The 25,448-nt window shown below is 60.9% G+C and carries 21 protein-coding genes and 1 pseudogene; 11 read left to right on the top strand and 11 right to left on the bottom strand.

Annotated elements, in window-relative coordinates; translation table 11 throughout:
- The first annotated feature begins 67 nt into the window (after positions 1-67).
- From gntU to E5E97_RS05575, 4 genes are all read left to right on the top strand, one after another.
- Positions 68-1,408 carry a gluconate transporter gene (gntU, locus tag E5E97_RS05590; RefSeq protein ID WP_045528700.1) on the top strand — a complete coding sequence of 447 codons (1,341 nt, stop codon included), beginning with the start codon at positions 68-70 and terminating at the stop codon, positions 1,406-1,408.
- A 146-nt stretch (positions 1,409-1,554) separates the two neighbouring features.
- Positions 1,555-2,904 (top strand): CDP-diacylglycerol--serine O-phosphatidyltransferase, encoded by a 1,350-nt coding sequence (pssA, locus tag E5E97_RS05585; RefSeq protein WP_162902065.1) that lies wholly within the window; start codon positions 1,555-1,557, stop codon positions 2,902-2,904.
- A gap of 179 nt (positions 2,905-3,083) precedes the next feature.
- Complete coding sequence (gene recG, locus E5E97_RS05580) at positions 3,084-5,153, top strand: ATP-dependent DNA helicase RecG (RefSeq protein ID WP_024944676.1); 2,070 nt, start codon at positions 3,084-3,086, stop codon at positions 5,151-5,153.
- 142 nt (positions 5,154-5,295) lie between these two features.
- Positions 5,296-7,362: an AsmA-like C-terminal region-containing protein gene (locus E5E97_RS05575; RefSeq protein WP_171279969.1), complete on the top strand. Its 2,067-nt coding sequence runs from the start codon at positions 5,296-5,298 to the stop codon at positions 7,360-7,362.
- Positions 7,363-7,424: 62 nt separating this feature from the next.
- Here E5E97_RS05575 and E5E97_RS05570 read toward each other — a convergent pair whose 3' ends face one another.
- A complete protein-coding gene (locus tag E5E97_RS05570; RefSeq protein WP_011704289.1) occupies positions 7,425-8,333 on the bottom strand; it encodes a bifunctional GNAT family N-acetyltransferase/hotdog fold thioesterase in 909 nt (302 codons plus the stop codon).
- 74 nt (positions 8,334-8,407) lie between these two features.
- Here E5E97_RS05570 and E5E97_RS05565 point away from each other — a divergent pair, with 74 nt between their 5' ends.
- Positions 8,408-9,184: a spermidine synthase gene (locus tag E5E97_RS05565; RefSeq protein WP_118882102.1), complete on the top strand. Its 777-nt coding sequence runs from the start codon at positions 8,408-8,410 to the stop codon at positions 9,182-9,184.
- On the opposite strand, the gene dtd is transcribed toward E5E97_RS05565, so the two are convergent.
- The 4 genes and pseudogenes from dtd to typA all read right to left on the bottom strand — a co-directional run bounded on the left by dtd (position 9,173) and on the right by typA (position 12,690).
- Positions 9,173-9,610 carry a D-aminoacyl-tRNA deacylase gene (dtd, locus tag E5E97_RS05560; protein ID WP_017788643.1) on the bottom strand — a complete coding sequence of 146 codons (438 nt, stop codon included), beginning with the start codon at positions 9,608-9,610 and terminating at the stop codon, positions 9,173-9,175. The genes E5E97_RS05565 and dtd overlap by 12 nt on opposite strands.
- Before the next feature lie 104 nt (positions 9,611-9,714).
- Positions 9,715-9,819: pseudogene (locus E5E97_RS05555) on the bottom strand (virulence factor BrkB family protein); the annotation flags it as partial.
- 13 nt (positions 9,820-9,832) lie between these two features.
- Positions 9,833-10,705 (bottom strand): virulence factor BrkB family protein, encoded by an 873-nt coding sequence (locus tag E5E97_RS05550; RefSeq protein WP_118882104.1) that lies wholly within the window; start codon positions 10,703-10,705, stop codon positions 9,833-9,835.
- A 173-nt stretch (positions 10,706-10,878) separates the two neighbouring features.
- Positions 10,879-12,690 (bottom strand): translational GTPase TypA, encoded by a 1,812-nt coding sequence (gene typA, locus E5E97_RS05545; protein ID WP_011704285.1) that lies wholly within the window; start codon positions 12,688-12,690, stop codon positions 10,879-10,881.
- 351 nt (positions 12,691-13,041) lie between these two features.
- Between typA and glnA the strand changes: the two genes are divergently transcribed.
- From glnA to add, 5 genes are all read left to right on the top strand, one after another.
- Positions 13,042-14,451 carry a glutamate--ammonia ligase gene (glnA, locus tag E5E97_RS05540; protein ID WP_011704284.1) on the top strand — a complete coding sequence of 470 codons (1,410 nt, stop codon included), beginning with the start codon at positions 13,042-13,044 and terminating at the stop codon, positions 14,449-14,451.
- Positions 14,452-14,542: 91 nt separating this feature from the next.
- Positions 14,543-15,124, top strand: a complete 582-nt coding sequence (locus E5E97_RS05535; protein ID WP_016349091.1) for a DUF4124 domain-containing protein — start codon at positions 14,543-14,545, stop codon at positions 15,122-15,124.
- Between the two features lie 80 nt (positions 15,125-15,204).
- Positions 15,205-16,260: a nitrogen regulation protein NR(II) gene (gene glnL / locus E5E97_RS05530; protein ID WP_011704282.1), complete on the top strand. Its 1,056-nt coding sequence runs from the start codon at positions 15,205-15,207 to the stop codon at positions 16,258-16,260.
- A gap of 9 nt (positions 16,261-16,269) precedes the next feature.
- Positions 16,270-17,688: a nitrogen regulation protein NR(I) gene (gene glnG, locus E5E97_RS05525; RefSeq protein ID WP_010635441.1), complete on the top strand. Its 1,419-nt coding sequence runs from the start codon at positions 16,270-16,272 to the stop codon at positions 17,686-17,688.
- A gap of 141 nt (positions 17,689-17,829) precedes the next feature.
- Positions 17,830-18,831: an adenosine deaminase gene (add, locus tag E5E97_RS05520; protein ID WP_118882332.1), complete on the top strand. Its 1,002-nt coding sequence runs from the start codon at positions 17,830-17,832 to the stop codon at positions 18,829-18,831.
- Positions 18,832-18,898: 67 nt separating this feature from the next.
- Here add and hemN read toward each other — a convergent pair whose 3' ends face one another.
- From hemN to E5E97_RS05500, 4 genes are all read right to left on the bottom strand, one after another.
- Complete coding sequence (gene hemN, locus E5E97_RS05515; protein WP_029302464.1) at positions 18,899-20,272, bottom strand: oxygen-independent coproporphyrinogen III oxidase; 1,374 nt, start codon at positions 20,270-20,272, stop codon at positions 18,899-18,901.
- Between the two features lie 27 nt (positions 20,273-20,299).
- Entirely contained in the window at positions 20,300-20,740 is a 441-nt protein-coding gene (locus E5E97_RS05510; RefSeq protein WP_016349087.1) for a DUF2489 domain-containing protein, read from the bottom strand.
- 11 nt (positions 20,741-20,751) lie between these two features.
- Entirely contained in the window at positions 20,752-21,330 is a 579-nt protein-coding gene (gene yihI, locus E5E97_RS05505; RefSeq protein WP_162902067.1) for a Der GTPase-activating protein YihI, read from the bottom strand.
- An 827-nt stretch (positions 21,331-22,157) separates the two neighbouring features.
- Positions 22,158-22,775, bottom strand: coding sequence for a cytochrome c (locus E5E97_RS05500; RefSeq protein ID WP_016349084.1), 618 nt, complete (start codon positions 22,773-22,775; stop codon positions 22,158-22,160).
- A 142-nt stretch (positions 22,776-22,917) separates the two neighbouring features.
- Between E5E97_RS05500 and yihA the strand changes: the two genes are divergently transcribed.
- Positions 22,918-23,568 carry a ribosome biogenesis GTP-binding protein YihA/YsxC gene (gene yihA, locus E5E97_RS05495; protein WP_011704276.1) on the top strand — a complete coding sequence of 217 codons (651 nt, stop codon included), beginning with the start codon at positions 22,918-22,920 and terminating at the stop codon, positions 23,566-23,568.
- Between the two features lie 790 nt (positions 23,569-24,358).
- On the opposite strand, the gene E5E97_RS05490 is transcribed toward yihA, so the two are convergent.
- Both E5E97_RS05490 and aroE read right to left on the bottom strand, forming a co-directional pair.
- Positions 24,359-24,619, bottom strand: coding sequence for a DUF1488 domain-containing protein (locus E5E97_RS05490; protein ID WP_102989672.1), 261 nt, complete (start codon positions 24,617-24,619; stop codon positions 24,359-24,361).
- Positions 24,616-25,437 carry a shikimate dehydrogenase gene (gene aroE, locus E5E97_RS05485; RefSeq protein WP_171279968.1) on the bottom strand — a complete coding sequence of 274 codons (822 nt, stop codon included), beginning with the start codon at positions 25,435-25,437 and terminating at the stop codon, positions 24,616-24,618. The genes E5E97_RS05490 and aroE overlap by 4 nt, the downstream gene beginning before the upstream one ends.
- Between the last annotated feature and the right edge of the window lie 11 nt (positions 25,438-25,448).

Genomic DNA, 25,448 nt, shown 5'->3' with positions numbered 1-25,448 from the left:
AAAGATATGGTCTGCCGACGGATCGGCAGGGTGTCGACACTGAACTTGGAACAAGGAATGCACAACAATGTCTGACCTCTCCCTGATCATGACGGCCGCCGGCTCCATCGTGCTGCTGCTCTTTCTGGTGATGAAGGCCCGCCTGCACGCGGTCGTCTCCCTCATCCTGGTCTCCATGGTGGCGGGGCTCGCCGCCGGCATGAACCCGGCCGACATCGCCGCCACCATCCAGAAAGGGATGGGCGGCACCCTCGGTTTCGTCGCCGTGGTGGTGGCACTGGGCGCCATGTTCGGCAAGGTGATGGAAGTCACCGGCGCCCTCGACCGGGTGGCCCACACCCTGCTCGGCAAGTTCGGCGTCAAGCGCGCCAACTGGGCCATGGCGCTGACCGGCTTCGTCTGCGCACTGCCGCTGTTCTTCGACGTGGCCGTGGTGCTGCTGATCGGCGTCGCCTTCGCCATCGTCCGCCGTGGCGGCGGCAGCGTGGTGAAGATCGGCATCGCCCTGCTGGCGGGCATCGCCACCTGCCAGGCCTTCCTGATCCCGGCGCCGGGCCCCATCCTGGTGGCATCCCAGCTAGGCGCCGACTTCGGCTACATGATCCTGTTCGGCCTGATCGCCGCCGTTCCGGCCCTGATCCTGGCCGGCCCGCTGTTTGGCGAGCTGATCAGCAAGGTGGTCGACGTGCCGCTGCCGGCCGACGCCCAGAGCAGCGCCCACGACGACGGCAAGAACCTGCCCTCCTTCGGGCTGGCCATGGGTCTCATCGGCCTGCCGCTGCTGCTGATCGGTCTCAAGACCATCGTCGGCCGCTTCGTCGAGGCCGGCACGCCCCTGCACGGCTGGCTGGAGTTCATCGGCCACCCCTTCACCGCCATCATGGTCGCCTGCCTGGCCGCCTTCTACCTGCTGGGGATCCGTCGCGGCATGTCCCGTGACGAGGTGATGAACGTCTGCAACAGCGCCATCCAACCGGCCGGCGTCATCATCCTGGTGACCGGTGCCGGTGGCGTGTTCAAGCAGATCCTGGTGGATTCCGGTGTCGGTGCCGCTCTTGGCAACATGCTGGCGGACTCCGGCCTGCCCATCGTCGCGCTGGCCTTCATTCTGGCGGCCGCAGTGCGGGTCATTCAGGGTTCCGCCACCGTCGCCATGCTGACCGCCTGCGGCCTGGTGCTGCCGATGCTGGAGCCGCTCGGCCTGAACGGCGCCCAGCTGGCGGCGGTCACCATCGCCATCGGCGGCGGGGCCATCGTGCTCTCCCACGTCAATGACTCCGGCTTCTGGCTGGCCAACCGCTACCTCGGTCTCACCGAGAAGCAGACCCTGCAGACCTGGACCGTGATGGAGACCATCATAGGCACCACCGGCGGCGTGATGGCGATGATCATCTACAGCTTCCTCTGATCGCAACCGTGCGGAAAAAGGCCTCCAATGTGAGGCCTTTTTCATCTTTATGACGATTCTTTCTTTGGCTAACAGGGCGAGATTGCTAGAATCGCCTATCCATCGCTCCGAGTGGAACGCTTAACGCAGTGATTTCAGGTTTCTCTATGCATTCATCGGCACATTATCGACAGCTGCTGGCGCGCCTGCCCCAGATCGCCGTCGCCGCAGACCAGTTTGAAGTGCTCAACGGCGCCAAGGACTTCAAGAGCCGGATCCTCTCGCTCATCGCCAGCGCGCGTCAGCGCATCTATCTGGTGGCGCTCTATTTGCAGGATGACGAGGCGGGACGGGAGATCCTCTCCGCCCTCTACGCCGCCAAGCAGCGCAACCCGGCCCTCGACGTCAAGGTGTTCGTCGACTTCCACCGTGCCCAGCGCGGCCTGATCGGCAAGGGCAAGCAGGGTGGCAACCACCTGATGTATCAGGAGATGGCTGCCCGCCACGAGCACCAGATCGCCATCTACGGCGTGCCGGTGAAAGGACGTGAACTGCTCGGGGTACTGCACCTCAAGGGCTTCATCTTCGATGACACCCTGCTCTACTCCGGTGCCAGTCTCAACGACATCTACCTGCACCAGCAGGATCGCTACCGTTTCGACCGCTATCACCAGATCACCAGCCCGGAGCTGACCCGCAGCATGGTCAACTACGTGGATGACCTGTTCCTGCGCAGCGAGGCGGTGCAGCGGCTGGATCGCACCGACATCCCCAGCGCCAAGCAGCTGAAGGGGCCGATCCGCCGCTTCAAGCACAACCTGCGCCTCGGCCAGTACCGCTTCGACACCATGCCGGTCAACAGCCAGGAGGTGGCCATCACCCCGATGAGCGGCCTGGGCAAGCGTGGCAACCAGCTCAACAAGATGATCCGTACCCTAGTGCGGGCCACCGAGCGGGAGATCTTCATCTGCACCCCCTACTTCAACCCGCCCAAGGAGTTGAACAAGGATATCGAGGCCCTGCTCAAGCGCGGCTGCAAAGTCACCATCGTGGTGGGCGACAAGACCGCCAACGACTTCTTCATTCCGCCGGAGGAGAAATTCTCCACCATCGGCGGTCTGCCCTATCTGTACGAGACCAACCTGCGCAAGTTCGCCGAGCGCAACCAGCATCACATCGATGCTGGCCGTCTCAACCTGATGCTCTGGTGTTGCGAGCGCAACTCCTACCACCTCAAGGGGATCTTCGTGGATGACGAGTGGGCCCTGCTCACCGGCAACAACCTCAATCCCCGCGCCTGGGCGCTGGATCTGGAGAACGGCCTGCTGGTCTACGATCGCCGTCACCTGCTGCGACCCCAGTTCAACGCCGAGCGGGAGAACATTCTGGCCAACACCAAGCGCATCAGCCACTTCGATCAGATCGAGCAGATCCAGGACTACCCGGATCAGGTACGCAAGCTGCTGGCCCGGATCCACCGGGTCAAGGCCCACATCCTGCTCAAGCGCATCATCTGACCGGGACGCCTCGCACCCTCAGGGATCCTCACAAGGGCCTGCCGCACATCGGCAGGCCCTTGTCATTGGGGGCTCCGCTCCCCACCAGCCGAGCCCCAACCGCACGACGCGGCTTGCGTCGAGACAGCAATAAACCCTATCATCTGGACATATTTACAGTGTTTTCGGGCATCTAATTGATGAAATTGGATAAAATCTCCCTCGACAGCCTCAAGGGCGTCGGCAGCAAGATGCAGGAAAAGCTCGAGCGGCTGGGGCTGGCCACGGTGCAGGATCTGCTGTTCCACCTTCCCCTGCGCTACGAGGACCGCACCCAGGTGTGGCCCATCGGCGATCTGCCGCCCGGCCTGCACGGCGCCGTCGAGGGGGAGATCCAGGACACTCAGCTGGTGATGGGGCGTCGCCGCATGCTGGTCTGCCGCATCAGCGACGGCACCGGCACCCTCACCCTGCGCTTCTTCAACTTCACCGCCGCCCAGAAGAACAGCCTGAGCCCGGGCCGGCTGATGCGCTGCTTCGGCGAGGTACGCCCCGGCAAATACGGGCTGGAGATGGCCCACCCCGAGTACAAGCTGCTCGGCGAGGAGCAGGCCGGCCAGACCGAAGAGGCCCTCACCCCCGTCTACCCGACCACCGAAGGGCTGCGCCAGCTCACCCTGCGCAGCCTCACCGATCAGGCGCTGGCCCAGCTCGACCTCTACGGCGTGGAGGAGCTGCTGCCCGCCGGCCTCTATCCCCAGCAGATCGATCTGGCCGCGGCCCTGAAGCTGCTGCACCGTCCGCCCCCCTCGGTGGCGCTGGCCCTGCTGGAAAGCGGCCAGCACCCGGCCCAGCAGCGGCTGGTGCTGGAGGAGCTGCTGGCCCACAACCTCTCGGTCTTGAAGGTGCGGGCTCAGGCACAAACCCAGCTGGCCCGCGCCCTCAAACCGGCACCTGCCTTGGTGGAGCAGCTGCTCGGCGCCCTGCCGTTCACCCCCACCGGCGCCCAGAACCGGGTGGTGGCGGAGATCGGCCGGGATCTGCAACAGAGCCACCCCATGATGCGTCTGGTGCAGGGGGACGTGGGCTCAGGTAAAACGCTGGTCGCGGCACTGGCCGCCCTGCAGGCCATCGGCAACGGCTGCCAGGTGGGGCTGATGGCGCCGACCGAGCTGCTGGCCGAGCAGCACGCCATCAACTTCGCCAAGTGGCTGGAACCGCTCGGCATCGGAGTCGGCTGGCTGGCTGGCAAGCAGAAGGGCAAGGCACGAGAAGAAGCGCTGGCCGCCATCGCCGATGGCAGCGTCAAGATGGTGGTGGGTACCCACGCCATCTTCCAGGAGCAGGTGGTGTTCCAGCGCCTCGCTCTGGTCATCATCGATGAACAGCACAGATTCGGCGTGCATCAGCGGCTCGCCCTGCGGGAGAAAGGGGAGCGGGAAGGGGTGCATCCCCATCAGCTGATCATGACCGCCACTCCCATCCCCCGAACTCTGGCGATGACCGCCTATGCCGACCTCGACACCTCCATCATCGACGAGCTGCCCCCGGGCCGCACCCCCATCACCACGGTGGCGCTGCCGGACAGCCGCCGCCAGGACGTGATCGAACGGGTCAGACTGGCCTGCGAGGAGGGCAAGCAGGCCTACTGGGTCTGCACCCTGATCGAGGAGTCGGAGGTACTGGAGTGCCAGGCCGCCGAGGACACCGCCGCCGAGCTGCAGAACCTGCTGCCCGGCCTGCACATCGGGCTGGTGCACGGCCGGATGCGGCCGGTCGAGAAACAGCGGGTGATGGAGGAGTTCAAGGCGGGCATACTGCAGCTACTGGTCGCCACCACCGTCATCGAGGTGGGGGTGGACGTGCCCAACGCCAGCCTGATGATCATCGAGAACCCGGAGCGACTGGGGCTGGCGCAGCTGCACCAGCTGCGCGGCCGGGTCGGGCGTGGCTCGGTGGCCTCCCACTGCGTGCTGCTCTATCATGCCCCCTTGTCCAAGACGGCCCAGAGCCGGCTCGGGGTGTTGCGGGAAACCAACGACGGCTTCCTCATCGCCCAGCGGGATCTGGAGCTGCGCGGCCCGGGCGAGCTGCTCGGCACCCGCCAGACCGGCCTGGCCGATCTCAAGATCGCCGATCTGGTACGGGACCAGCCGCTCATCCCGCAGGTGCAGAAGATGGCGCGCTTCCTGATGGATCGCCACCCAAACCATGTCGAACCCTTGATACGGCGCTGGCTCGGCCTGCGGGATCACTATTCCAATGCTTGACCAAGGCAGATGCAGAAGATGGTCACATTGCCTGATGGACCGCCACCCGAGCCATGTCGAACCCTTGATACGACGCTGGCTCGGCCTGCGGGACCACTACTCCAATGCCTGACCAAGCAACAGAAACAGGAGGAAAGCACTGATGAATTCCTGGCTGCGCGGCCTGCTCTACACCCTTGCCTTCCTGTTGCTCTTTGTCTGGGTCGGGCTCGGCCTGTTCGACGCCGAGCGCGCCAAGGGGCCCATCGCCGGCTGGCTCAGCCAGCAGACCGGCGTGCCTGTCACCATAGGCCGGCTGGTGTTCAACCCGCTTCACCCCTACACCCTGCTGGCAGAGCAGGTGAGTTACGGCAACGCCGTGACCCTCGACAAGATCTATCTCGAGATAGAGAGCATCGACTGGCTGAGCCGCGATGTGCGCATCGCCCATCTCGATCTCATCCGCCCGGCCATCAAGCTGCCGCTGCCCAACCAGCTGCCGAGCCTGCCGGTGCACTCCCTCACCATCGCCGACAGCACCATCGACCGGCTCAGCCTGGAGAGCGACGGGCTGACCCTGCGCGGTCTCAACGCCACCCTGAGCGACTGGCAGCTGCTCAATCCGGTGCGCCCGCCCCAGGCCAACCTGACCCTCAACATCAATGAGCTGACGACCCCGGCCTGGGCCCTCTCCCGCCTCAACCTGGCCGGCCGGCTGGAAGGTCAGGTGCTGAGCACCGACAAGCTGACCGCCAACCTGTTCGACGGTCTGCTCGAGACCGGCATGGTGCTCGACTGGCCCGCCCGCAGCCTGCGGCTGAACAACCTCAAGACCCAGGGCATGCGCATCGAGTGGGGCACCCTTGCCAAAGCCGAATCCCCCCTGCGCCAGGTCAGCCTGGATCTCGGCCAGATCCGGGATCTCAGCTTCAACGACATCGAGCAGGAGCTGGCCCTCAACAACCTCAACGGCCAGCTGACCGCCTTCAACTGGCAGGCCGGCAGCACGCCCAGCGGCTACTTCTCAGGGACCCTCGGCGATCTCGGCCGTGGCCTGTTCCAGCTGGAATCCATCCAGGGCAAGGTCGCCTTCTCGCCCCAGCAGCTGGATGCCGAGTTGCAGGGCAAGGCCTATGAAGGGGAGTTCAATCTGGAGCTCTCCTTCGATCCCCTGCAGCAGAAGCTGACCCTCAAGGACATGGCGCTGAGCGGCATGGACATCAGCTTGCCGGAAGGGTGGTGGCAGGATTGGCAGCGCTGGCGACCGCAACAGATCGACATCCGCAAGCTGGCCTTCGACAAGCTCAAGGTGCTCTCCTTCGACGATACCCTGCCCCTGTCGCTGACCGGCTGGCAGTTCTATCTCACCGATCTCAGCCTGCGTGGCAACCAGCCGGGGCCGCTGCTGGGCCGGGCCCGCCTCGAGAGCGCCTGGTTCGAACTGGTGTGGGACGGCCTCAGCGCCCGCAACGGCGAGCTGGATGGCGAGCTGACAGCCGGCTCCTGGCAGCTCAACAAGCTCACCAGCTCGCTGCCGGATGAGGGCAGCCTCAGCCTGAGCGGCCAGTGGGGACGTGAGCCGGGCCAGACCAGCCGGTTGCAGCTCAAGGGCGAGAAACTGGATCTGGTGCAGTGGGGCAAGATCCTCCACTCCCCCGTCTCCTTCGCCGGCAAGATGGATCTGAGCGCCGATCTGCAGGCGCTGCACGGCGGCACTCCAGGCGCCTGGCGCAGCTCCCTGCAGGGGAACATTGCGCTCGATGCCACCGAGCCGTTCTGGGACAAGGTGAAGATAGATCCGCTGCTGGATCAGTGGTTCAAGCAGGCAGCGGCGCCAACCCTCAGCCCGGCCGAGCTCTGGCAGGCGATGCAGGAGGGCGACACCCCCTTCTATCGCATCAAGCTGCAAGGCAAGGTGGCGCAGGGCCAGCTGAAGATCGAGCAGGCCGGCGCCTCCACCATCACCCACCTGCTGGGGGTGCAGGGCAGCGTCGATCTGGTCAATGAGCAGTGGCAGCTGGATCTGGGCGTCCTCAACGGCCAGCACTGTGCCGAGCTGCTCGGCCAGTGGCGCGGGCCGCTCGCCGAGCCGACCCTTAGCTGGGGCTTCCAGCAAAAACCGGACGGCTGCGGCTGGGAAACCGGCGTGCGCTACCCGCCCCAGGGCAACAGCAGCCCGCTCTGGCGACCGGCGCCGAAGGCCACGGCCGCACAGGCGGCCAACGGCTAGCCGACAGAAAGCAACAAGGCCTCGTGATGAGGCCTTGTTGCTTGATGGGAACCAGCGCGCAGTTACTGGCCCGGTCGCTTCACCGGCTGCACCACGTAGTGACCGAGGAACTCGGCCGCCAGCTTGTCGCCGCTGAACAGCTTGATCTTGAGGCTGAACTTGGCAGATTCGCCAGCCTTGAGCGGCTCAAGCACGGCAGGCATGCCTTCGCGCGCCACCCGCGCCTCCGGCTCCTCTTTGACCGGCCGGTAGTACTTGATGTTGCCCTCCGCCAACACAGTATCCCCTACAAGCCCCGCCTCCTTGAGCTGCAGCCAGATCAGGCCCCAGCCCGCCAGCACGCACTGGCTGTAGATGCTGCCGGCGAACATGGTATCGTGCACGTTGAGATTGGCCGCCAGATTGGCCTTGAGGTGGAAGGTCTGGCCGTCGTAGTGGGTGATGTGCACCCCCATCTTCTCGCTGATGGGAATGCCGCGCGACCAGCGGGTAGTGAGATCCTGGCACCACTCCGGCCGGTACTGGATGGTCTGCAGCGGGCTCAGGGACTTGATCATCTGGCGGTGCGGGATACGGCCAAAGGAGACGGGGCCTTCCCCCACCTCCAGAAAGCCGCACTTGCGGTAGAACTCCACCGCCTCCTGGCGGGCATTCATCACCAGCCGCTTCACCTTCTCGCTGCGGGCCAGCTGTTCGAGATCTTCCACCATGCGGGCACCCAGCCCCTGACCGCGAAATTCGGGGCGCAGCGCCATGAAGCGGATCTGGGCCTCGTCACCGCCAACAAACAACCGCCCCACCGCGATGGGCGTGCCGTCGGGGGCCAGCATCAGCCGGTGAATGGCGACGGTATCGTATTCATCCCGCTCGGAACCGACGGGCAGATTGAAGGGTTTACGCAGTAGCTCCCAGCGCAACTGGTAGTAAGCGTCCAGCTCGGCTGCCGTTTGAGGAGTGACTACCCGGTACATAAAGCGATCCTTGAGTTAGCGCCGACGGGCACATTGAAGGGCTTGCGCACCCATGCCTCCCAGCTCAACTGATAATGGGCATCCGGTTCGGCTGCCGTCTGGGGGGTGACCACCCGGTACATAGTTCCATCCTTGAGTTACACTGGTCGAAAACCATCTTGCCGCGCAAATTCATGGACTTCAATCTGCAAGCGTACCAAGCCGACCACTTATTGCACCTCAGCGCCAAGCCCCAGCGCCGGCTCACCGTACAGGAAAATGCCCATCACCGCTGGCTGGAGATCGACGGCGTGGTGCAGTCGGCCATGTCCCTGGCCGAACCCGCCACCCTCTGCCTGCCACATCAGCAGGTGATCGCCTGTCTGCTGCCCGAGCAGGCCGGCAGCATCCTCGAGCTGGGGCTGGGGGGCGGCGATCTCACCCGCCATCTGCACCAGCGCTGGCCCGATGCCCGTCACGAGTGCGTCGACCTTGATGAAGAGGTGATCACCCTCTATCAGCTGTTCTTTCAGCCCGACCAACACCCGCAGCGCACGCCGACCCTGCACCAGGCCGATGCCCTCGCCTTTCTGGAACAGAGCGAGGCGCAATACGACCTCATCCTGCTCGACCTGTTCAGCCAGGACGGCAATCCGCCGCTGCTGTTCCAGGAGCGGATCTATCAGGCGCTGGCCCCCTGCCTGAACGGTGAGCTCATCATCAACCTGCTGCCGCGCACCCGCCTCGAGCTGACCCGGGTGCTGATGCTGCTGGAGCAGTGGGTCGGCCCCACCACCCCCTACCCGGTGCCGGGGCTGCGCAACGTCCTGCTGCACACGGCCCCTCGCTACGAGCTGGCGTCAGACCTGTAGCCAGAAGGTGACTGGGCCGTCGTTGACCAGCGCCACCTTCATGTCGGCAGCGAAGCGGCCGGTGGCGGTCGGTATGCCGCTGGCGGTTGCCTGCGCCACGAAGTAGTCGTACAGTCGCTCGGCCTCGACCGGATGGGCGCCGCCGGAGAAGCTGGGCCTCATCCCCTTGTTGGTATCCGCCGCCAGGGTGAACTGGGAGACCACCAGCAGGCTGCCGCCGGCCTGGCTTACGTTGAGGTTCATCTTGCCATTCTCGTCGGAGAAAATGCGGTAACCGCTCACCTTGTGCAGCAGTTTGTCGGCCTTGGCCTCGTCATCCCCCTGCTCCACCCCGAGCAGCACCAGCAGACCCTGACCGATGGCGCCGGTCACCTCACCCTCTACCGTTACGCTGGCCTCGCTGACCCGCTGAATCAGTGCAATCACATCCCTCTCCTCTCAAAACGGAACGACCGCCCCCATCTACTGACGGGGGCGGTCGTCGATGCTAACAGCAAGGGACCGGATCAGGCCAACTCATCGGTACCCGGTCACTCATATTCGCCGAGGCAGGCAGTGGTTTCCGCATCAAGCAAGACCACTAACCAGCTCAGGCAGTCCACATAGGCCCAGACAAACAGCATGGTCGCCAATGCCCAACAACAAGGTTCAAGCCAGCTCTTCTGGGGCAGGCCGCTCATATTCGCCGAGGCAGGCAGTGGTCTCGGCGCCAAGCAAGACCACCAACCAGCTCAGGTAGACCCATACAAACAGGATGGGGATGGTCGCCAGCGCGCCATAGATGGCCTGATAGGAGGGGAAGTTGGTGATGTAGATGGCAAAGCCGCGCTTGGCCAGCTCGAACAGGGTGGCCGCCACCAGGGCCCCAATGAAGGCGTGCATCAGCCGCACCTTGCAGTTGGGCACCACGGTATAGACCAGCAGGAAAGTCAGTACCGAGAACAGGAACGGCAGGCCGCGCAGCAACAGATAGCCGATGCCGAACAGGCTCTCGGCGCCAAACAACCGCAGCGAGAAAATGTAGGAGGAGATGGCGATGCTGGCCCCGATAAGCACAGGCCCCAGGGTCAGGATCATCCAGTACATGGCAAACGCCTGGGCCAGCGGCCGGCTCTGGGTGGAACGCCAGATGTAGTTGAGGTTCTTGTCGATGGCTGAGATCAACATCAGTGCCACCACGATCAGGGCGCCGATACCGACTGCCGTGGTGTTGGTGGCGTTGGCCACGAAGCCATCGATGTACTCCTTGAGCATCTCGCCGGCGGTGGGCACGAAGTTGTGATAGACGAACTGCTCCATCGCCTGCTTCAGGCTCTGGAACACCGGAAAGGCCGACATCATGCCGAATACCACGGCGATCATCGGCACCAGGGAGAGCAGGGTCACATAGGCCAGATAGCCGGCGGTGACCGTCAGCCTGTCCTGCTGGAAACGGCCCCAGACGAACTGGGCGAAGTGGCCACCATCGTGGCGTAAAAAAGAGAGGGCATGGCCAAGACGGCCGCCGAATTTCTGCTGCATTGTCGCTCCCAACGTCTTCATAGTGCAGACATTGTGTCAGATAGCATGGTCATTTGACCACCCATGGGCCGGCCGGGTGCGACTCGCACCGGCACCTGCAACTGCCTGCCCGCGGCGAGCAGGCATAAAAAAAGAGGCCCGAAGGCCTCTCTCTGTCTGTCGATGAACAGATATCAAGCACGACCGGCGCGCTTGCGATCCATCTCGGTCAACAGTTTCTTGCGGATACGGATGCTCTTCGGAGTGACTTCAACCAGTTCGTCGTTGTCGATGAACTCCAGAGCCTGTTCCAGCGACATGCGGATCGGCGGAGTCAGCACCTGGGCTTCGTCGGTACCGGAGGCACGCATGTTGGTCAGCTGCTTGCCCTTCAGGCAGTTCACGGTCAGGTCGTTGGAACGGGAGTGAATACCGATCACCTGGCCTTCGTACACTTCGGTCGCGTGACCGATGAACAGACGACCGCGGTCTTGCAGACCGAACAGGGCATAGGTCAGCGCCTTGCCGGTAGCGTTGGAGATCAGCACGCCGTTCTGACGCTCGCCGATGCTGCCACCCTTGTGCGGACCGTAGTGGTCGAAGGTGTGGTACAGCAGGCCGGTACCGGAAGTCAGGGTCATGAACTCGGTCTGGAAGCCGATCAGGCCACGGCTCGGGATCATGAAGTCAAGGCGAACACGGCCTTTGCCATCCGGGGTCATGTTGGTCATCTCGCCCTTACGCAGGCCGAGTTGCTCCATCACGGAACCCTGGTGCGCTTCTTCCACGTCCACGGTTACGGTTTCGAACGGTTCTTGCAGAACGCCGTCTACGGTGCGCAGGATAACTTCCGGACGGGATACCGCCAGCTCGTAACCTTCGCGACGCATGTTTTCGATCAGGATGGACAGGTGCAGTTCACCACGGCCGGAGACACGGAACTTGTCCGGATCATCGGTCTCTTCCACGCGCAGGGCCACGTTGTGGACCAGCTCCTGGTTCAGACGCTCCAGGATGTTGCGGGAGGTCACGAACTTGCCCTCTTTGCCGGCGAACGGTGAGGTGTTGACCTGGAAGGTCATGTTCACGGTCGGCTCGTCAACGGAGAGCGGCGGCAGCGCTTCAACGGCGCCGTTGTCACAGATGGTGTCGGAGATCTTCAGCTCGCCCAGACCGGTGATGGCAATGATGTCGCCAGCTTGCGCATCGGCCACTTCGGTACGGGACAGACCCAGATAACCCAGCACCTGACCGACCTTGCCGGTACGGGACTTGCCGTCGGCACCGACGATGGTGACCTGCTGGTTGGTCTTGACGCGACCACGGGTGATGCGGCCGATACCGATGACGCCAACATAGGAGTTGTAGTCCAGCTGGGAGATCTGCATCTGGAAACCACCGTCGGCATCAGCCTTGGGCGCTTCCACGTTGTCGACGATGGCCTGGAACAGGGGTTCCATGTTATCGGACTCAACGTCCTGATCCATGGTGGCCCAACCGTTCAGTGCAGAGGCGTAAACAACTTTGAAGTCCAGCTGCTCGTCGGTGGCACCCAGGTTGTCGAACAGATCGAATACCTGATCCATTACCCAGTCAGGACGAGCACCCGGACGGTCGATCTTGTTGATGACCACGATCGGCTTCAGACCCTGGGCGAATGCCTTCTGGGTCACGAAACGGGTTTGCGGCATCGGGCCGTCAACGGCGTCAACCAGCAGCAGCACGGAGTCAACCATGGACAATACGCGCTCTACCTCACCACCGAAGTCGGCGTGACCCGGGGTATCAACGATGTTGATGCGGTAGTCGTTCCAGCGGATCGCAGTGTTCTTGGCGAGAATGGTGATGCCACGTTCCCGTTCCAGATCATTGGAGTCCATGATCCGTTCCTGGCCTTCCGTGGAGCGGTCCAGGGTGCCGGACTGCTGCAGCAGCTTATCAACCAGAGTCGTTTTGCCGTGGTCAACGTGCGCAATAATCGCAATATTGCGTAAATTCTCTAACATTCTCGCCTCAATCACCGGGTAAAATTGGGCGCTAATTGTACTCTCGCCTTTGTGATCTGCCTAGCAGAATTGCAGTACATTCGCGCACAACAGGGGATCAGGATCATAGACCTTCCGATCAAAGCCTGCTTAGATGAGGGCTGACCGTATAACGCGCACCATTTTAGTGCACCAAAACGATCCATGGATGCACTACTTTGAGGCGTAACGCGCTGAGATGGCGGGTCTCAGGGCTGGCTGATAGCCCCAAATGCCCTGAAATCAAGCTGTCACAAACTTGGCACGATACTGGCTTATGTGAATGTGATGACGCATTCACCCTAAGAGTTTTAACACCGGAGGTTACTTAGCATGTCAGCCCAGAACGTTTTGGCCCTGATCCAGGAACACGAAGTCAAGTTTGTCGACCTGCGCTTTACCGACACCAAGGGTAAAGAGCAGCACGTATCCATCCCTTCCCATCAGGTTGACGAAGATTTCTTCGAAGACGGCAAGATGTTCGATGGTTCCTCCATCGGCGGCTGGAAGGGCATCAACGAATCAGACATGGTGCTGATGCCGGATGCGGCCTCCGCCAAACTGGATCCGTTCACCGAAGAGACCACCCTGAACATCGTCTGTGACGTGCTGGAACCGGCCACCATGCAGGGCTACGACCGCGATCCGCGCTCCATCGCCAAGCGCGCCGAAGACTTCCTGAAGTCCAGCGGCATCGCCGACACCGTGCTGTTCGGGCCGGAGCCGGAATTCTTCATGTTCGACAACATCACCTTCTCGAACACCATGGGCCACAGCTTCGTGAAGATCGAATCCGAAGAAGCCGCCTGGAACTCCGGTACCGATTACGAGCACGGCAACAAGGGTCACCGTCCTTTCGTCAAGGGTGGCTACTTCCCGGTCGCACCGGTTGACTCCTCTCAGGACATCCGTGCCGCCATGTGTCTGGTGCTGGAAGAGATGGGCCAGGTCGTTGAAGCTCACCACCACGAAGTGGCGACTGCCGGTCAGAACGAGATCGCGACCCGTTTCAACACCCTCACCCTGAAAGCGGATGAAGTGCAGGTACTGAAGTACGTGATCCACAACGTGGCCCACGCCTACAACAAGACCGTCACCTTCATGCCGAAACCCATGTTCGGTGACAACGGCTCCGGCATGCACTGCCACCAGTCCCTGGCCAAGAACGGCGTCAACCTGTTCGCCGGCGACCTGTACGGCGGTCTGTCCGAGATGGCGCTGCACTACATCGGCGGCATCATCAAGCACGCCAAGGCCATCAACGCCTTCGCCAACCCGACCACCAACTCCTACAAGCGTCTGGTACCGGGTTATGAAGCACCGGTCATGCTGGCCTACTCTGCCCGCAACCGCTCTGCCTCCATCCGTATCCCGGTCGTGCCGAGCCCGAAAGCTCGCCGCATCGAAGTCCGCTTCCCGGATCCGGCTGCCAACCCGTACCTGGCCTTCGCAGCCCAGCTGATGGCCGGCCTGGACGGCATCATCAACAAGATCCACCCGGGCGATGCCATGGACAAGAACTTGTATGACCTGCCGCCGGAAGAAGCAGCCGAAGTGCCGACCGTGGCCGGCTCTCTGGACGAAGCCCTGGCCGCGCTGGATGCGGATCGCGAGTTCCTGACCCGCGGCGGCGTGTTCAGCGACGACTTCATCAACTCCTACCTGGAGCTGAAGCAGCAGGACGTTGACCGCGTGCGCATGACCCCGCACCCGCTGGAGTTCGAACTGTACTACTCCGTTTAATCCGGAAGCCAGCTCAGAACTTGACCAAACCCGCCGACAGGCGGGTTTTTTCTCTGATAGGATTAAGCAAAATCCCGTCAAGGAGAGATGGATGAAAAACGCCAACCCAGTATGGATGCTGAGCCTGTTGCTGCTGGCCGCCACCGGCGCCCAGGCTGCCAAGGTATACTCCTGGACCGACAGCCAGGGGGTCGTTCACTACACGGATGCCCCTCCTCCCGGCCAGAAAGCCAAGGAGGTCGATCTGCGTGTAGCCCCCTTCATCGGCAGTTCCCCCCGCTCGGTGCAAGTTGACAACTTCAACAGCCTGACCGGCGTCGATGCCAAGAAAGAGAAGGAAGCGGCCAAGCTGGTGATCGAACTGCTCTCCCCGGAACAGGGCAGCACTCTGCGCGACAACACCGGCAACGTGGTGTTTCAGGGTCAGATCAGCCCGCAACCGCCGACCCAGTACGATGTGCGCCTGACCCTGGACGGCAAGGCTGCCCCCATCGTTAAAAACTCGCTCGCCATCCGGGTCGAAAACCTCGATCGCGGTGCCCATGAGGCCCAGCTCGAGCTGCTCGCCAAAGACGGTACGATCCTTGCTAAATCCAAGCCAGTCACCTTCTACCTGCACCGGGCCAGCATCAATCCTGCACCCAAAGTGACCCCCCTCAACAACAAGGGGTGATCCTGTGCCTCGATACGGGTAGACTAAATGCACCACATTGGTGCATTGCTGGTGTATAGCACCGTTTTAGGGAGAAACCTGTGCCAACCCGCCCGGATCAAGCCAAGATACTGCTCGATAACTTGCTGACCGCCGTCATCCTGATGGATGAGCGGCTCTGCATCCAGTTCGTCAACCCGGCCGCCGAGCAGTTGCTCTCCCTCAGTCAGCGCCGGCTGATCGGTATCGAGCTACCCCATCTGCTGGAACACATCTCCCTCGATCTGCAGCGGCTAAAGCAGTGCCTCAGCTCGGGACAAGGCTTCACCGACAGCGAAGTCACCCTGGTGGTGGAAGGGGAACCCAGACTGGTGGAGATGAGCGTCAGCCCGCTGGCCGATCATGAGCAACGGCTGATGGTGGTGGAGCTGCGCAAGATCGACCAACAGAAAAAGATCAGCCAGGAGCTGCAGCAGCATGCCCAGCAGCAGGCGGCCAAGGAGCTGGTACGCGGCCTGGCCCACGAGATCAAGAATCCCTTAGGTGGTTTGCGCGGCGCGGCCCAGCTGCTGCAAAAGGAGCTGCCCGACCCCGCCCTGCGTGAATATACCGGCATCATCATCGAACAGGCCGACCGGCTGCGGGTGCTGGTCGACCGGCTGCTCGGCCCCCAGCGCCCGGGTCGTCACCAGATGCACAACGTGCACTCGGTGCTGGAGCAGGTGCGCCGGCTGGTGGAGCTGGAGCTGCCGCCGACGGTGCGCATCGAGCGGGATTACGATCCCAGCATCCCGGAGTTCGAGATGGAGCCGGACCAGCTGCAGCAGGCCTTCCTCAACATGGTGCGCAACGCCGCCGAGGCCATTGGCGAGCAGACCGGCCTCATCCGCATCAAGACCCGCACCGCGTTCCAGATCACCATCCACGGCCAGCGCTACCGGCTGGCGGCCGAGATCAAGATCATCGACAACGGCCCCGGCATCCCGGATGCCATCCGCGACACCCTCTTCTACCCCATGATCACCGGCAAGGAGGGGGGCACCGGGCTCGGCCTCTCCATCGCCCAGAACCTGATCGACCAGCACAAGGGGCGGATCGACTGCATCAGCTGGCCCGGCCACACCGAATTCACCATCTTTCTACCGCTTCGCAAATAAGGGAACGTCATGACAGCAAAAGTGTGGATCGTCGATGACGACAGTTCTATCCGCTGGGTGCTGGAGCGCACCCTCGGCAGTGAAGGCTTCGAGTGTGAGAGCTTCGCCGATGGCGAGGCGCTGCTGAGCTCGCTGGAGATGCGCTCGCCAGACGTGATCCTCTCCGACATCCGTATGCCCGGCATCGATGGCCTCAGCCTGCTTGAGCAGATCCATCGCCGCCAGGCCGACCTGCCCATCATCATCATGACTGCCCACTCGGATCTCGACAGCGCGGTCAACGCCTACCAGCGCGGTGCCTTCGAATACCTGCCCAAGCCATTCGACATCGACGAGGCGGTCACTCTGGTACGCCGCGCCGAGAATCACCTCAAAGAGCAGCGCACCAAACGTAAGGCACGCCAGCAGGATCCGGCCAGCAGCCCGGAGATCATCGGCGAGGCACCGGCGATGCAGGAGGTGTTCCGCGCCATAGGCCGGCTGTCGCGCTCCAGCATCTCGGTGCTGATCAACGGCCAGAGCGGCACCGGCAAGGAGCTGGTCGCCCACGCCCTGCACAAGCACAGCCCGCGCGCCCACAAGAACTTCATTGCCCTCAACATGGCCGCCATCCCAAAAGATCTCATCGAGTCGGAACTGTTCGGCCATGAGAAGGGAGCCTTCACCGGCGCCAACAACATTCGCCACGGCCGCTTCGAACAGGCCGACGGCGGCACCCTGTTTCTCGACGAGATCGGCGACATGCCGCTGGATGTGCAGACCCGGCTGCTGCGGGTACTGGCCGACGGCCAGTTCTACCGGGTCGGCGGCCATCAGCCGGTGCAGGTGGATGTGCGGATCATCGCTGCCACCCACCAGAATCTGGAGAAGCGGGTGGCCGACGGCGAATTTCGGGAAGACCTGTTCCACCGCCTCAATGTCATCCGGATCCACATTCCCGCCCTCAAGGAGCGGCGTGAGGACATTCCCCAGCTGGCCCAGCACTTCCTGCTGCGGGCAGCCAAGGAGCTGAACGTGGAGGCCAAGAGCCTGCATCCGGATACCCAGGCCTACATCAGCCGCCTGCCCTGGCCGGGCAACGTGCGCCAGCTGGAGAACGTCTGCCGCTGGCTTACCGTGATGGCCTCGGGCCAGGAGGTGCTGGTGAGCGATCTGCCCACCGAACTGCTGACCCCCATCACCAGCACCGCCGAACCGGGTCAGCCGGCCCTGTCCGGCGGCTGGCAGCAGCAGTTGCAGGATTGGGTCGCCGCCAAGCTGGCGCTGGGGGAGACCGACATCCTGGCCGATGCCCTGCCCCAGTTCGAGCGGATCATGCTGGAAACCGCGCTGGACCATACCCATGGTCACAAACAGGAGGCGGCACGGCTGCTCGGTTGGGGGCGCAACACCCTCACCCGCAAGCTAAAGGAACTCGACCTCTCCTGAGTCCTTGGGAAAAACGATTCCCATCACGCCTTGGCAAATCACCGACCAATAAGCCCCCGTTTGATTTCAAACGGGGTATCTTTTTTGAGATCCCTGCCTAGAATGGCAGGCTTTCACACCCGACTCGAAGAAGGCGCCATCATGATTGACAGATCTCTTCCCCTGACCGACCTGCACCGCCATCTGGACGGCAACATCCGCCCGCAGACCATCCTCGAGCTGGGCCGTCAGCACAACATTCAACTGCCCGCCTTCGAGCTGGAGGCGCTGCGCCCCCATGTGCAGATCGTCGAGAATGAACCGAGCCTGGTCGCTTTCCTCAAGAAGCTGGACTGGGGCGTGGCCGTGCTGGCCGACTACGACGCCTGCCGCCGGGTCGCCTACGAAAACGTGGAAGATCTGCTGCGCGCCGGCATCGACTATGCCGAACTGCGTTTCAGCCCGGCCTATATGGCAATGGCCCACAAACTGCACCCGCAGGGCGTGGTCGAAGCCATCATCGACGGCGTGGCGGCTGGCAGCCGCGACTTCGGCATCAAGACCAACCTGATCGGCATCATGAGCCGCACCTTCGGCACCGAGCAGTGCAAGCAAGAGCTGGATGCCTGTCTGACCCATCGCGATCGGCTGGTTGCCATCGATCTGGCCGGCGACGAACTGGGCTTCCCGGGCGAGCTATTCACCGACCACTTCCGCCGGGTGCGTGATGCGGGCATGCGCGTCACCGTGCACGCCGGTGAAGCCGCTGGCCCCGAGAGCATGTGGCAGGCCATTCGCGAGCTGGGTGCCGAACGTATCGGCCACGGCGTCAAAGCCATTCAGGATCCGGCCCTGATGGCCTATCTGGCCGAGCACCGCATCGGCATCGAGTCCTGCCTCACCTCCAACGTTCAGACCACCACGGTGGCAAGCCTGACCGAACACCCGATCCGCCAGTTCCTGGCCGCCGGCGTGCTGGCTTGCCTCAACACCGACGACCCGGCGGTGGAAGGCATCGACCTGCCCCACGAATACGAGGTGGCGGCCCCGGCTGCCGGCATGACGGTGAGCGAGATCCGCACCGCCCAGCAGAACGGCCTGACCCTGGCCTTCCTGAGCGAGGCCGAGAAGGCCGAGCTGAGTACCCGCGCAGCCCAGCGTTGATACAGCCAAACCCAATAAAAAAACCGCCGAGAGGCGGTTTTTTTATTTCCCAACGACATCGACCGGTTTAGATCACCCGGGAGAACTGCTGCTGACGCGCCTTGCTCCGCAGGTAGACATCGAAGCACATGCAGATGTTGCGGATCAGCAGCTGACCGGTGGAGACCACCTCCAGCCCCTCTTCGGTCATCCGCACCAGGCCGTCATCGATGAAGGTCTGCAGCAGCTTGAGATCCTCCGCGAAGTACTCTCTGAACACCAGGCCATGAGCCTGCTCGACGGCGGCAAAGTTCAGGCGAAAATCGCAGATGAGGCGCTTGATCACCTCGCGGCGGATCAGGTCATCCTGATTGAGAGAGCACCCCTTCCACTGGGCATGCCCCAGCGTTTCCACCTGACCATAGTAGGCCTTGAGCTCTTTCTGGTTCTGGGAATAGGCATCGCCGATCATGCTGATCGAGGAGACCCCCAACCCCAGCAGATCGCAATCCCCCTGGGTGGTATAGCCCTGGAAGTTGCGGTGCAGCTTGCCCTCACGCTGGGCCACTGCCAGCTCGTCGTCCGGCTTGGCGAAGTGATCCATGCCGATGAACTGATAACCACGGCCGGTCAGGAAGGCGATGGTGTCCTGCAGCATGGCCAGTTTTTCCTGCGGCGCCGGCATGTCCGCCTCTTTCAGCTTGTGCTGAGCGGCAAAACGACTGGGCAGATGGGCATAGTTGAAGATGGAGAGGCGGGCCGGATCGGTCTTGAGCACCTCTTCCAGAGTGTGATGGAAGCTCTCCCGGTTCTGGTGCGGCAGACCGTAGATGAGATCCAGGTTGGTGGAACGAAAGCCCAGTTCGCGGGCCCGCTCCAGCATGGCGCGGATGAAGTCGTTGTCCTGCTCGCGGTTGACCGCGACCTGGACCTCCTTGTTGAAGTCCTGCACGCCGAGGCTGATACGGTTGAAGCCGATTTCCCGCAGCACGTCCAGCATGGAGAGCTCGATCTCCCGCGGATCCACTTCGATGCTGATTTCGCCCTCTTCGGCGAAGTGAAAATGCTCCCGCAACATGGCCATCAGTCGGCGAGTCTGGGGTTCATCCAGATAGGTGGGCGTGCCGCCGCCCCAGTGCAGCTGGGTCACCAGCCGCTGCTTGAACAGCGGGGCCTGCGCCTTGATCTCCTGCTCGAGGAAATCGAGGTACTGATCGGCCTTGTGGCGGTGACGGGTGATCACCTTGTTGCAACCGCAGTAGTAGCAGAGCTTGTGACAGAAAGGGATATGCACGTAGAGCGACAGGTTGCGCGCCGGATACTGGCTCGCGGCCTGGACGAAGTCCGGATAACCGAAACCCTCGTTGAACTCCAGCGCAGTGGGATAGGAGGTGTAACGCGGACCGCTGTAGTTATATTTCTCGATCAGGGCCTGATCCCACACAATCTGTTCTGCTTGCACGCTTGCTTCCTCTTTTTTGTTATCGGCTCACCGGCTTAACTGAAAATCCTTCAGTCTGGCCACATCCTCGAGGATCTGCGCCTCCAGCTCGGCCTCATAGCCACTGCGTTCGAGATCCATCTTCATTACTTCATTGCGTTTGAGGGCCCGTCTCGCCTCATGAGTCGGCATCTCCTTCACCTTCTCGTAGAGACCGTACAAACCCGGAAATTCGCCGGCAAAGGCGCGACCGCCCTTGATCTGCAACGCATCCAGCAGATTGGTCAACCGGATGGCGCCCTCGGAGTAGTCGCACTGACCATCCCGTACCGCATGGGCAATCACCCTGACACTCTCGAGGATCCGTTCATTGCGGGCCGCGATAGCCTGCTGCTGGCTGTCGTGCTGGCGCTTGAGACGCGCCAGCAGGGTACCGGCATACCAGGCCAGTCCCAACAAAATCAGGCCGCCCAACAAGGCGGCCAGCATCCATCCACTCATCACTTTTTCTTCGGCTCAGGCTTGGGCTCTGGCTGATAGTCGATCTGGGTGAAACGATCCCACAGCTCCTCTTCGGAGGCTGGGTGGCTCGGCTCGTCAAAGTCGGCCTCATCAAAGTCAGCTTCGTCTTCGTCATCATCGGTGTCGATGATGCCAAGCTCGTCCATCAGCTCCTGATAGCGGTCAACCCGCTGATCGACCCAGGCCTGCTCGGTTGCTTCCAGGGTCTCACCGGCATCGAGTCGATCCAGCAGGTCATTCAGGCGATCATCATTCTCGATGGAGGCCAGCTCCTGCTCCGGCGTCATCACCAGCTTCTTCTCTTTGACCTGCTTGGGTGCGACCGGCTTGCTGCTCTTCTCTTCCACGATCAGGGCAACCGGCTTGCGGGAACCGATGCGCGGATCCTTGGCCTGTTTGGTGCCACTCTTCTTGCCGGCCTGCTCGACCTGCTGGCGGGATCCTGCCTTCAAGCCCTTGCGCTTGGCGGCGCGTTTGCGCTCACGGCCTTCCTGGGCACTGGCATCTGATTCTTTGCGCTTACCGGCAGGTTTGCGATTGGGTTGTTTAGCCGACATGAATGAATGACTCCGACAAATAACTGGATTGAAACCCGTTTCCGGTTCGAAAAGGTCCGGAAGAGGATGCTGACACGGGGGACGATGGATTAGAAACAGAGCGGGATCCCGCACCAATCCGGCCATAAATGGCCTTCGAATACCGCAGGATCGGCATCCTCTGGGCATGTTGCTGGTATTTTGACACAGAATGACCAAGCGGGTTAATGACCCAAAAGAAAAAAGGCAGCCGAAGCTGCCTTGATATGTTTATGCGAGTCCCATCCCTGGCTGCAAATCACCCTGTCCGTGGTGATACTTCTGCGCATCATATCTTGTGTATGGTCATCCTGACCTTAATTGGTCGATCCTGAATGTGCGTGTGCTTGCCTGACCCATGCAGACGACGTCCGGTCATCTTCTGGGGTGGTTGCTTCCCGCAGCCCCGCTCTTCCTGAACGGTCACCATCCTGGTCTTTCAATTCATTGCCTGCCACTCGCGTGGCCCTTGGCATCCAGCCTCATCGACATCCTGTCTTCACGACATCCCGGTCGTGAACCGCCGCGTTGGTCATTCCATGCATCCACTGTATCAATTTAATAAAGTGACTCAATCCATCAGGAACGTTTTCAAACGGAGATAAATGACTTATTGTCATTTAACATATTGAAATTAATGAATTACTAAGCATTTTTCTAAAAATGTTTAAGCCCTGGCCAGGCTGATGAATGGGAGATCTCTTACAACAATGCGAGAAAAAATTGGCCAAATGGTGTTAAAGGCCAAAAAGAAACGAGGAGCCGGCGGCTCCTCGTCAATATCAATGAGATAATATCATCCGGCTTGATCAGTGCAGACCTGCCACATATTTGGACAGTACTTCGATATCCTGATCGGTCAGCTTCTTGGCAACGTCCCGCATCATGCTGTTCGGGTCGTTGTCACGGGCAGCGGCCCTAAAGGCCGTGAGCTGGGCCTTGATGTAGGCAGGATGCTGGCCGGACAGGCTCGGATACTTGGCCTGCTCGACGCCCGAACCACGCGGACCATGGCAGGCAGTACAGGCAGCCAGACCACGGCTCATGTCCCCTCCCATGTACAGCGCCTTGCCTGCAGCGACGGCGTCATCGGGTACCGCGAGCGGCGTCACCTTCTGACTGGAGAAGTAGGCTGCCAGGTCTTCCATGTCCTGTTCAGACAGAGGAAGCGCCATCGGCCCCATGATGGGTGCAACCCGGCCAGTTTGACCAGAAGCTGCAGCCTTCAGTTCAACTAACTGCTTTTTGATATATGATGCGTGCTGACCAGCAATCTTGGGGTACATATCGACTAGGCTGTTGCCGTCCGGTCCATGACAAGCCGCGCAAACGGCCGCCTTGGTTTGTCCCGCAGCGGCATCGCCCTTGGCTTGTGCCATCCCCGTTACGCCAACCATCAGAGCAAGAGTAATGACTAGGTTCTTCATGGCGTTCCAACTTCTCGTTATTAGGCTTCCAGATCCCATGCCGCTGAAGGCATGTTAAAATAAACGCGTTTAAGCGACGCCATTTTACACGATTTCACAAAAAAGTAACTCTATAACCCTCTATCTCTATGGGGAATTTACGTTGGATACACAAACTCTGAATTTCAATAAGGTGCATTTTGTGACCAGCGCACCCGACATCCGTCACCTGCCAAATGATGGGGGTGTCGAGATTGCGTTTGCCGGCCGTTCCAACGCCGGTAAGTCATCTGCATTGAATACCTTGACCAAACACAAGAACCTGGCTCGCACCAGTAAGACGCCAGGACGTACCCAGCTGATCAACCTGTTTGAGCTGGAACCGGGCAAGCGTCTGGTCGACCTGCCGGGCTACGGTTATGCGCAGGTTCCGCTGGAAATGAAGCTCAAGTGGCAAAAGTCGCTGGCGGAATATCTGCAGCGTCGTGAGTCATTGAAAGGTCTGGTGATCCTGATGGACATCCGCCATCCGCTCAAAGATACCGATATGAATATGCTGGAGTGGAGCTCTCACCGCAAACTGCCGGTCATGCTGCTGCTGACCAAGGCCGACAAGCTGAGCCCAGGTCCGCGCAACAATCAGGTCATCAAGGTACGTCAGGCCGTAGCCGAGCTGGGTCCGCAGATCCAGGTGGAAGCCTTCTCTTCCCTGACCCAGATCGGGGTCGAAAAACTGGCACAGACGCTGACTGGCTGGTACCTGGCGGGCGCCGATGACATGACTGACGGTGAGCAAGCACCGCTCGAGGAGTAAGCTACGTCCTGTATACACCACAACCAAACCCTGCAATTGGCGGAGCAGCTCCTCCGCTGATTGAAAGGCTTTCAGTCTGCTTGCCATAACCCCTCTCGCCAGTGACATCGCCCACTCCCTACGATGAGTTCTTGAAACACTATTTTTATCAATGGGATAAATAGTTAATTCTATATAACAATTAACTTTTCATCCCATTGGCAACGTTTTCAAAAATAGATGCCGGCGGGGGCGTTTCCTCACCAAATAAGTACCAAAGTGAAATTTTATTACAAAACAGTCAATGGAAAGGATAAAAATGAGGCCGGTTCTGCAAACGCAGTACCGGCCTTAAACAATCAGTTCAAAAATTGGGAAGAAGCTAAATCTTGAGAACAAAGACGACTGGTTTTCCTCAAGAAGCCCCTTCATTCTAACAAACATTCGCCAACATTAAAGCATTTACTCTAAACGCAACCCATAAAAAAACACCCCGATGATGACTCACCGGGGTCGCTATTCAGCCACATTCAATTACGTGAAATAAAAGGTCTGAAAGATAGAACATCTTACCTCTGTACCCTACGTTGCTAACTGTATAGCAAAGCAGCAGAAAGTGAAAGTAATTTATGTAATTAAGTTTCACGAAAAATGAATTACATAAATCATGTTACTTTTCATATAGATAAAAAAATCCCCAGTACGAATACCGGGGAGTTATAAAGGTGACTAGCTAGCACTTCCTCAACTATCTAGTTAGTCAGCACAACTTGGCGCAAGTTCCGCTGCTTTGAAAAAAAACTTAAAAAAATCAGAGGTAGATGCCGCCATCTTCTGCAAACTCTTGTTCCTCAATGAGTTTTTCAGCAATCTCCTCGATGTCAAAACGCACGCTTTCGAAGGCTCGCAGGATGTCTTCCTCTCTGGCGAGGGAGAGCCCGGTCATTTTCTCCAGACGCCGGCGACTGATGTAGCAATCTACCAGCGCCCCCATCTGCTGGGCAGGAAAGTGGATCCGCTGTTCGTGCGCTTGCCAGTCGGCCAGCTCGGGAAACAAGATGCCTTGGTTCATAGGGTCCCCAGATTTCGTTTCAGTTCTCTCAATACCTGTTTAGTCCCTGGCCGGATTCCGCGCCACACGGTAAAGGCTTCTGCCGCCTGTTCCACCAGCATGCCGAGGCCGTCTACGGTCTGGCGAGCCCCTTGCCCCTTGGCCCAGGCGATAAAGGGGGTATCGGTCGCGCCATACATCATGTCGTAGATGGCGATATCGGCATGGATCAGCGCCGGAGGGAGCGGCGGCAACTCCCCCTGCAGACTGGCGGAGGTGGAGTTGATGATCAGATCGAAATGGCCGCCCAGCTGTTCATAGGTCTGGGCACTGACCGCCCCCAGATCACGAAACTCGGCAGCCAGCTGCTCCGCCTTGGCGTGAGTACGGTTGGCGATAACCAATGCCTCGGGTTGCTCGGCCAGCAGCGGAGCCAGTGCACCACGCGCCGCGCCGCCCGCCCCCAGCAGCAGGATCCTGCTGCCGGCAAGTGCCACACCATGCGCCTTGAGATCGGCCACCAACCCGGCACCATCAGTGTTGTCACCCAGCAGTACGCCATCATCGGTCAGCTTGATGGTGTTGACTGCCCCTGCCCGCCGGGCCCGAGGGCTCAGTTGATCGACCAGGGCGAATGCCTGCTCCTTGAAGGGGACGGTGACATTGCATCCCTTGCCACCTTGGACAAAGAAGGCTCTCAGACTGGTGGCGAACTCTTCGACGGCAGGCTCGGCCAGACCATATTCCAGCTCCTGCTGGGTTTGTCTGGCAAACAGGGTATGAATAAAGGGCGATTTGCTGTGGCGCACCGGGTGGCCAAAAACCAGATAACGATCCATCAAAGAGTTCC

It is taken from the genome of Aeromonas sp. 2692-1, from assembly GCF_013085505.1.
GTDB lineage: Bacteria > Pseudomonadota > Gammaproteobacteria > Enterobacterales > Aeromonadaceae > Aeromonas > Aeromonas hydrophila.
This window is presented reverse-complemented; position numbering and strand designations above follow the sequence as displayed.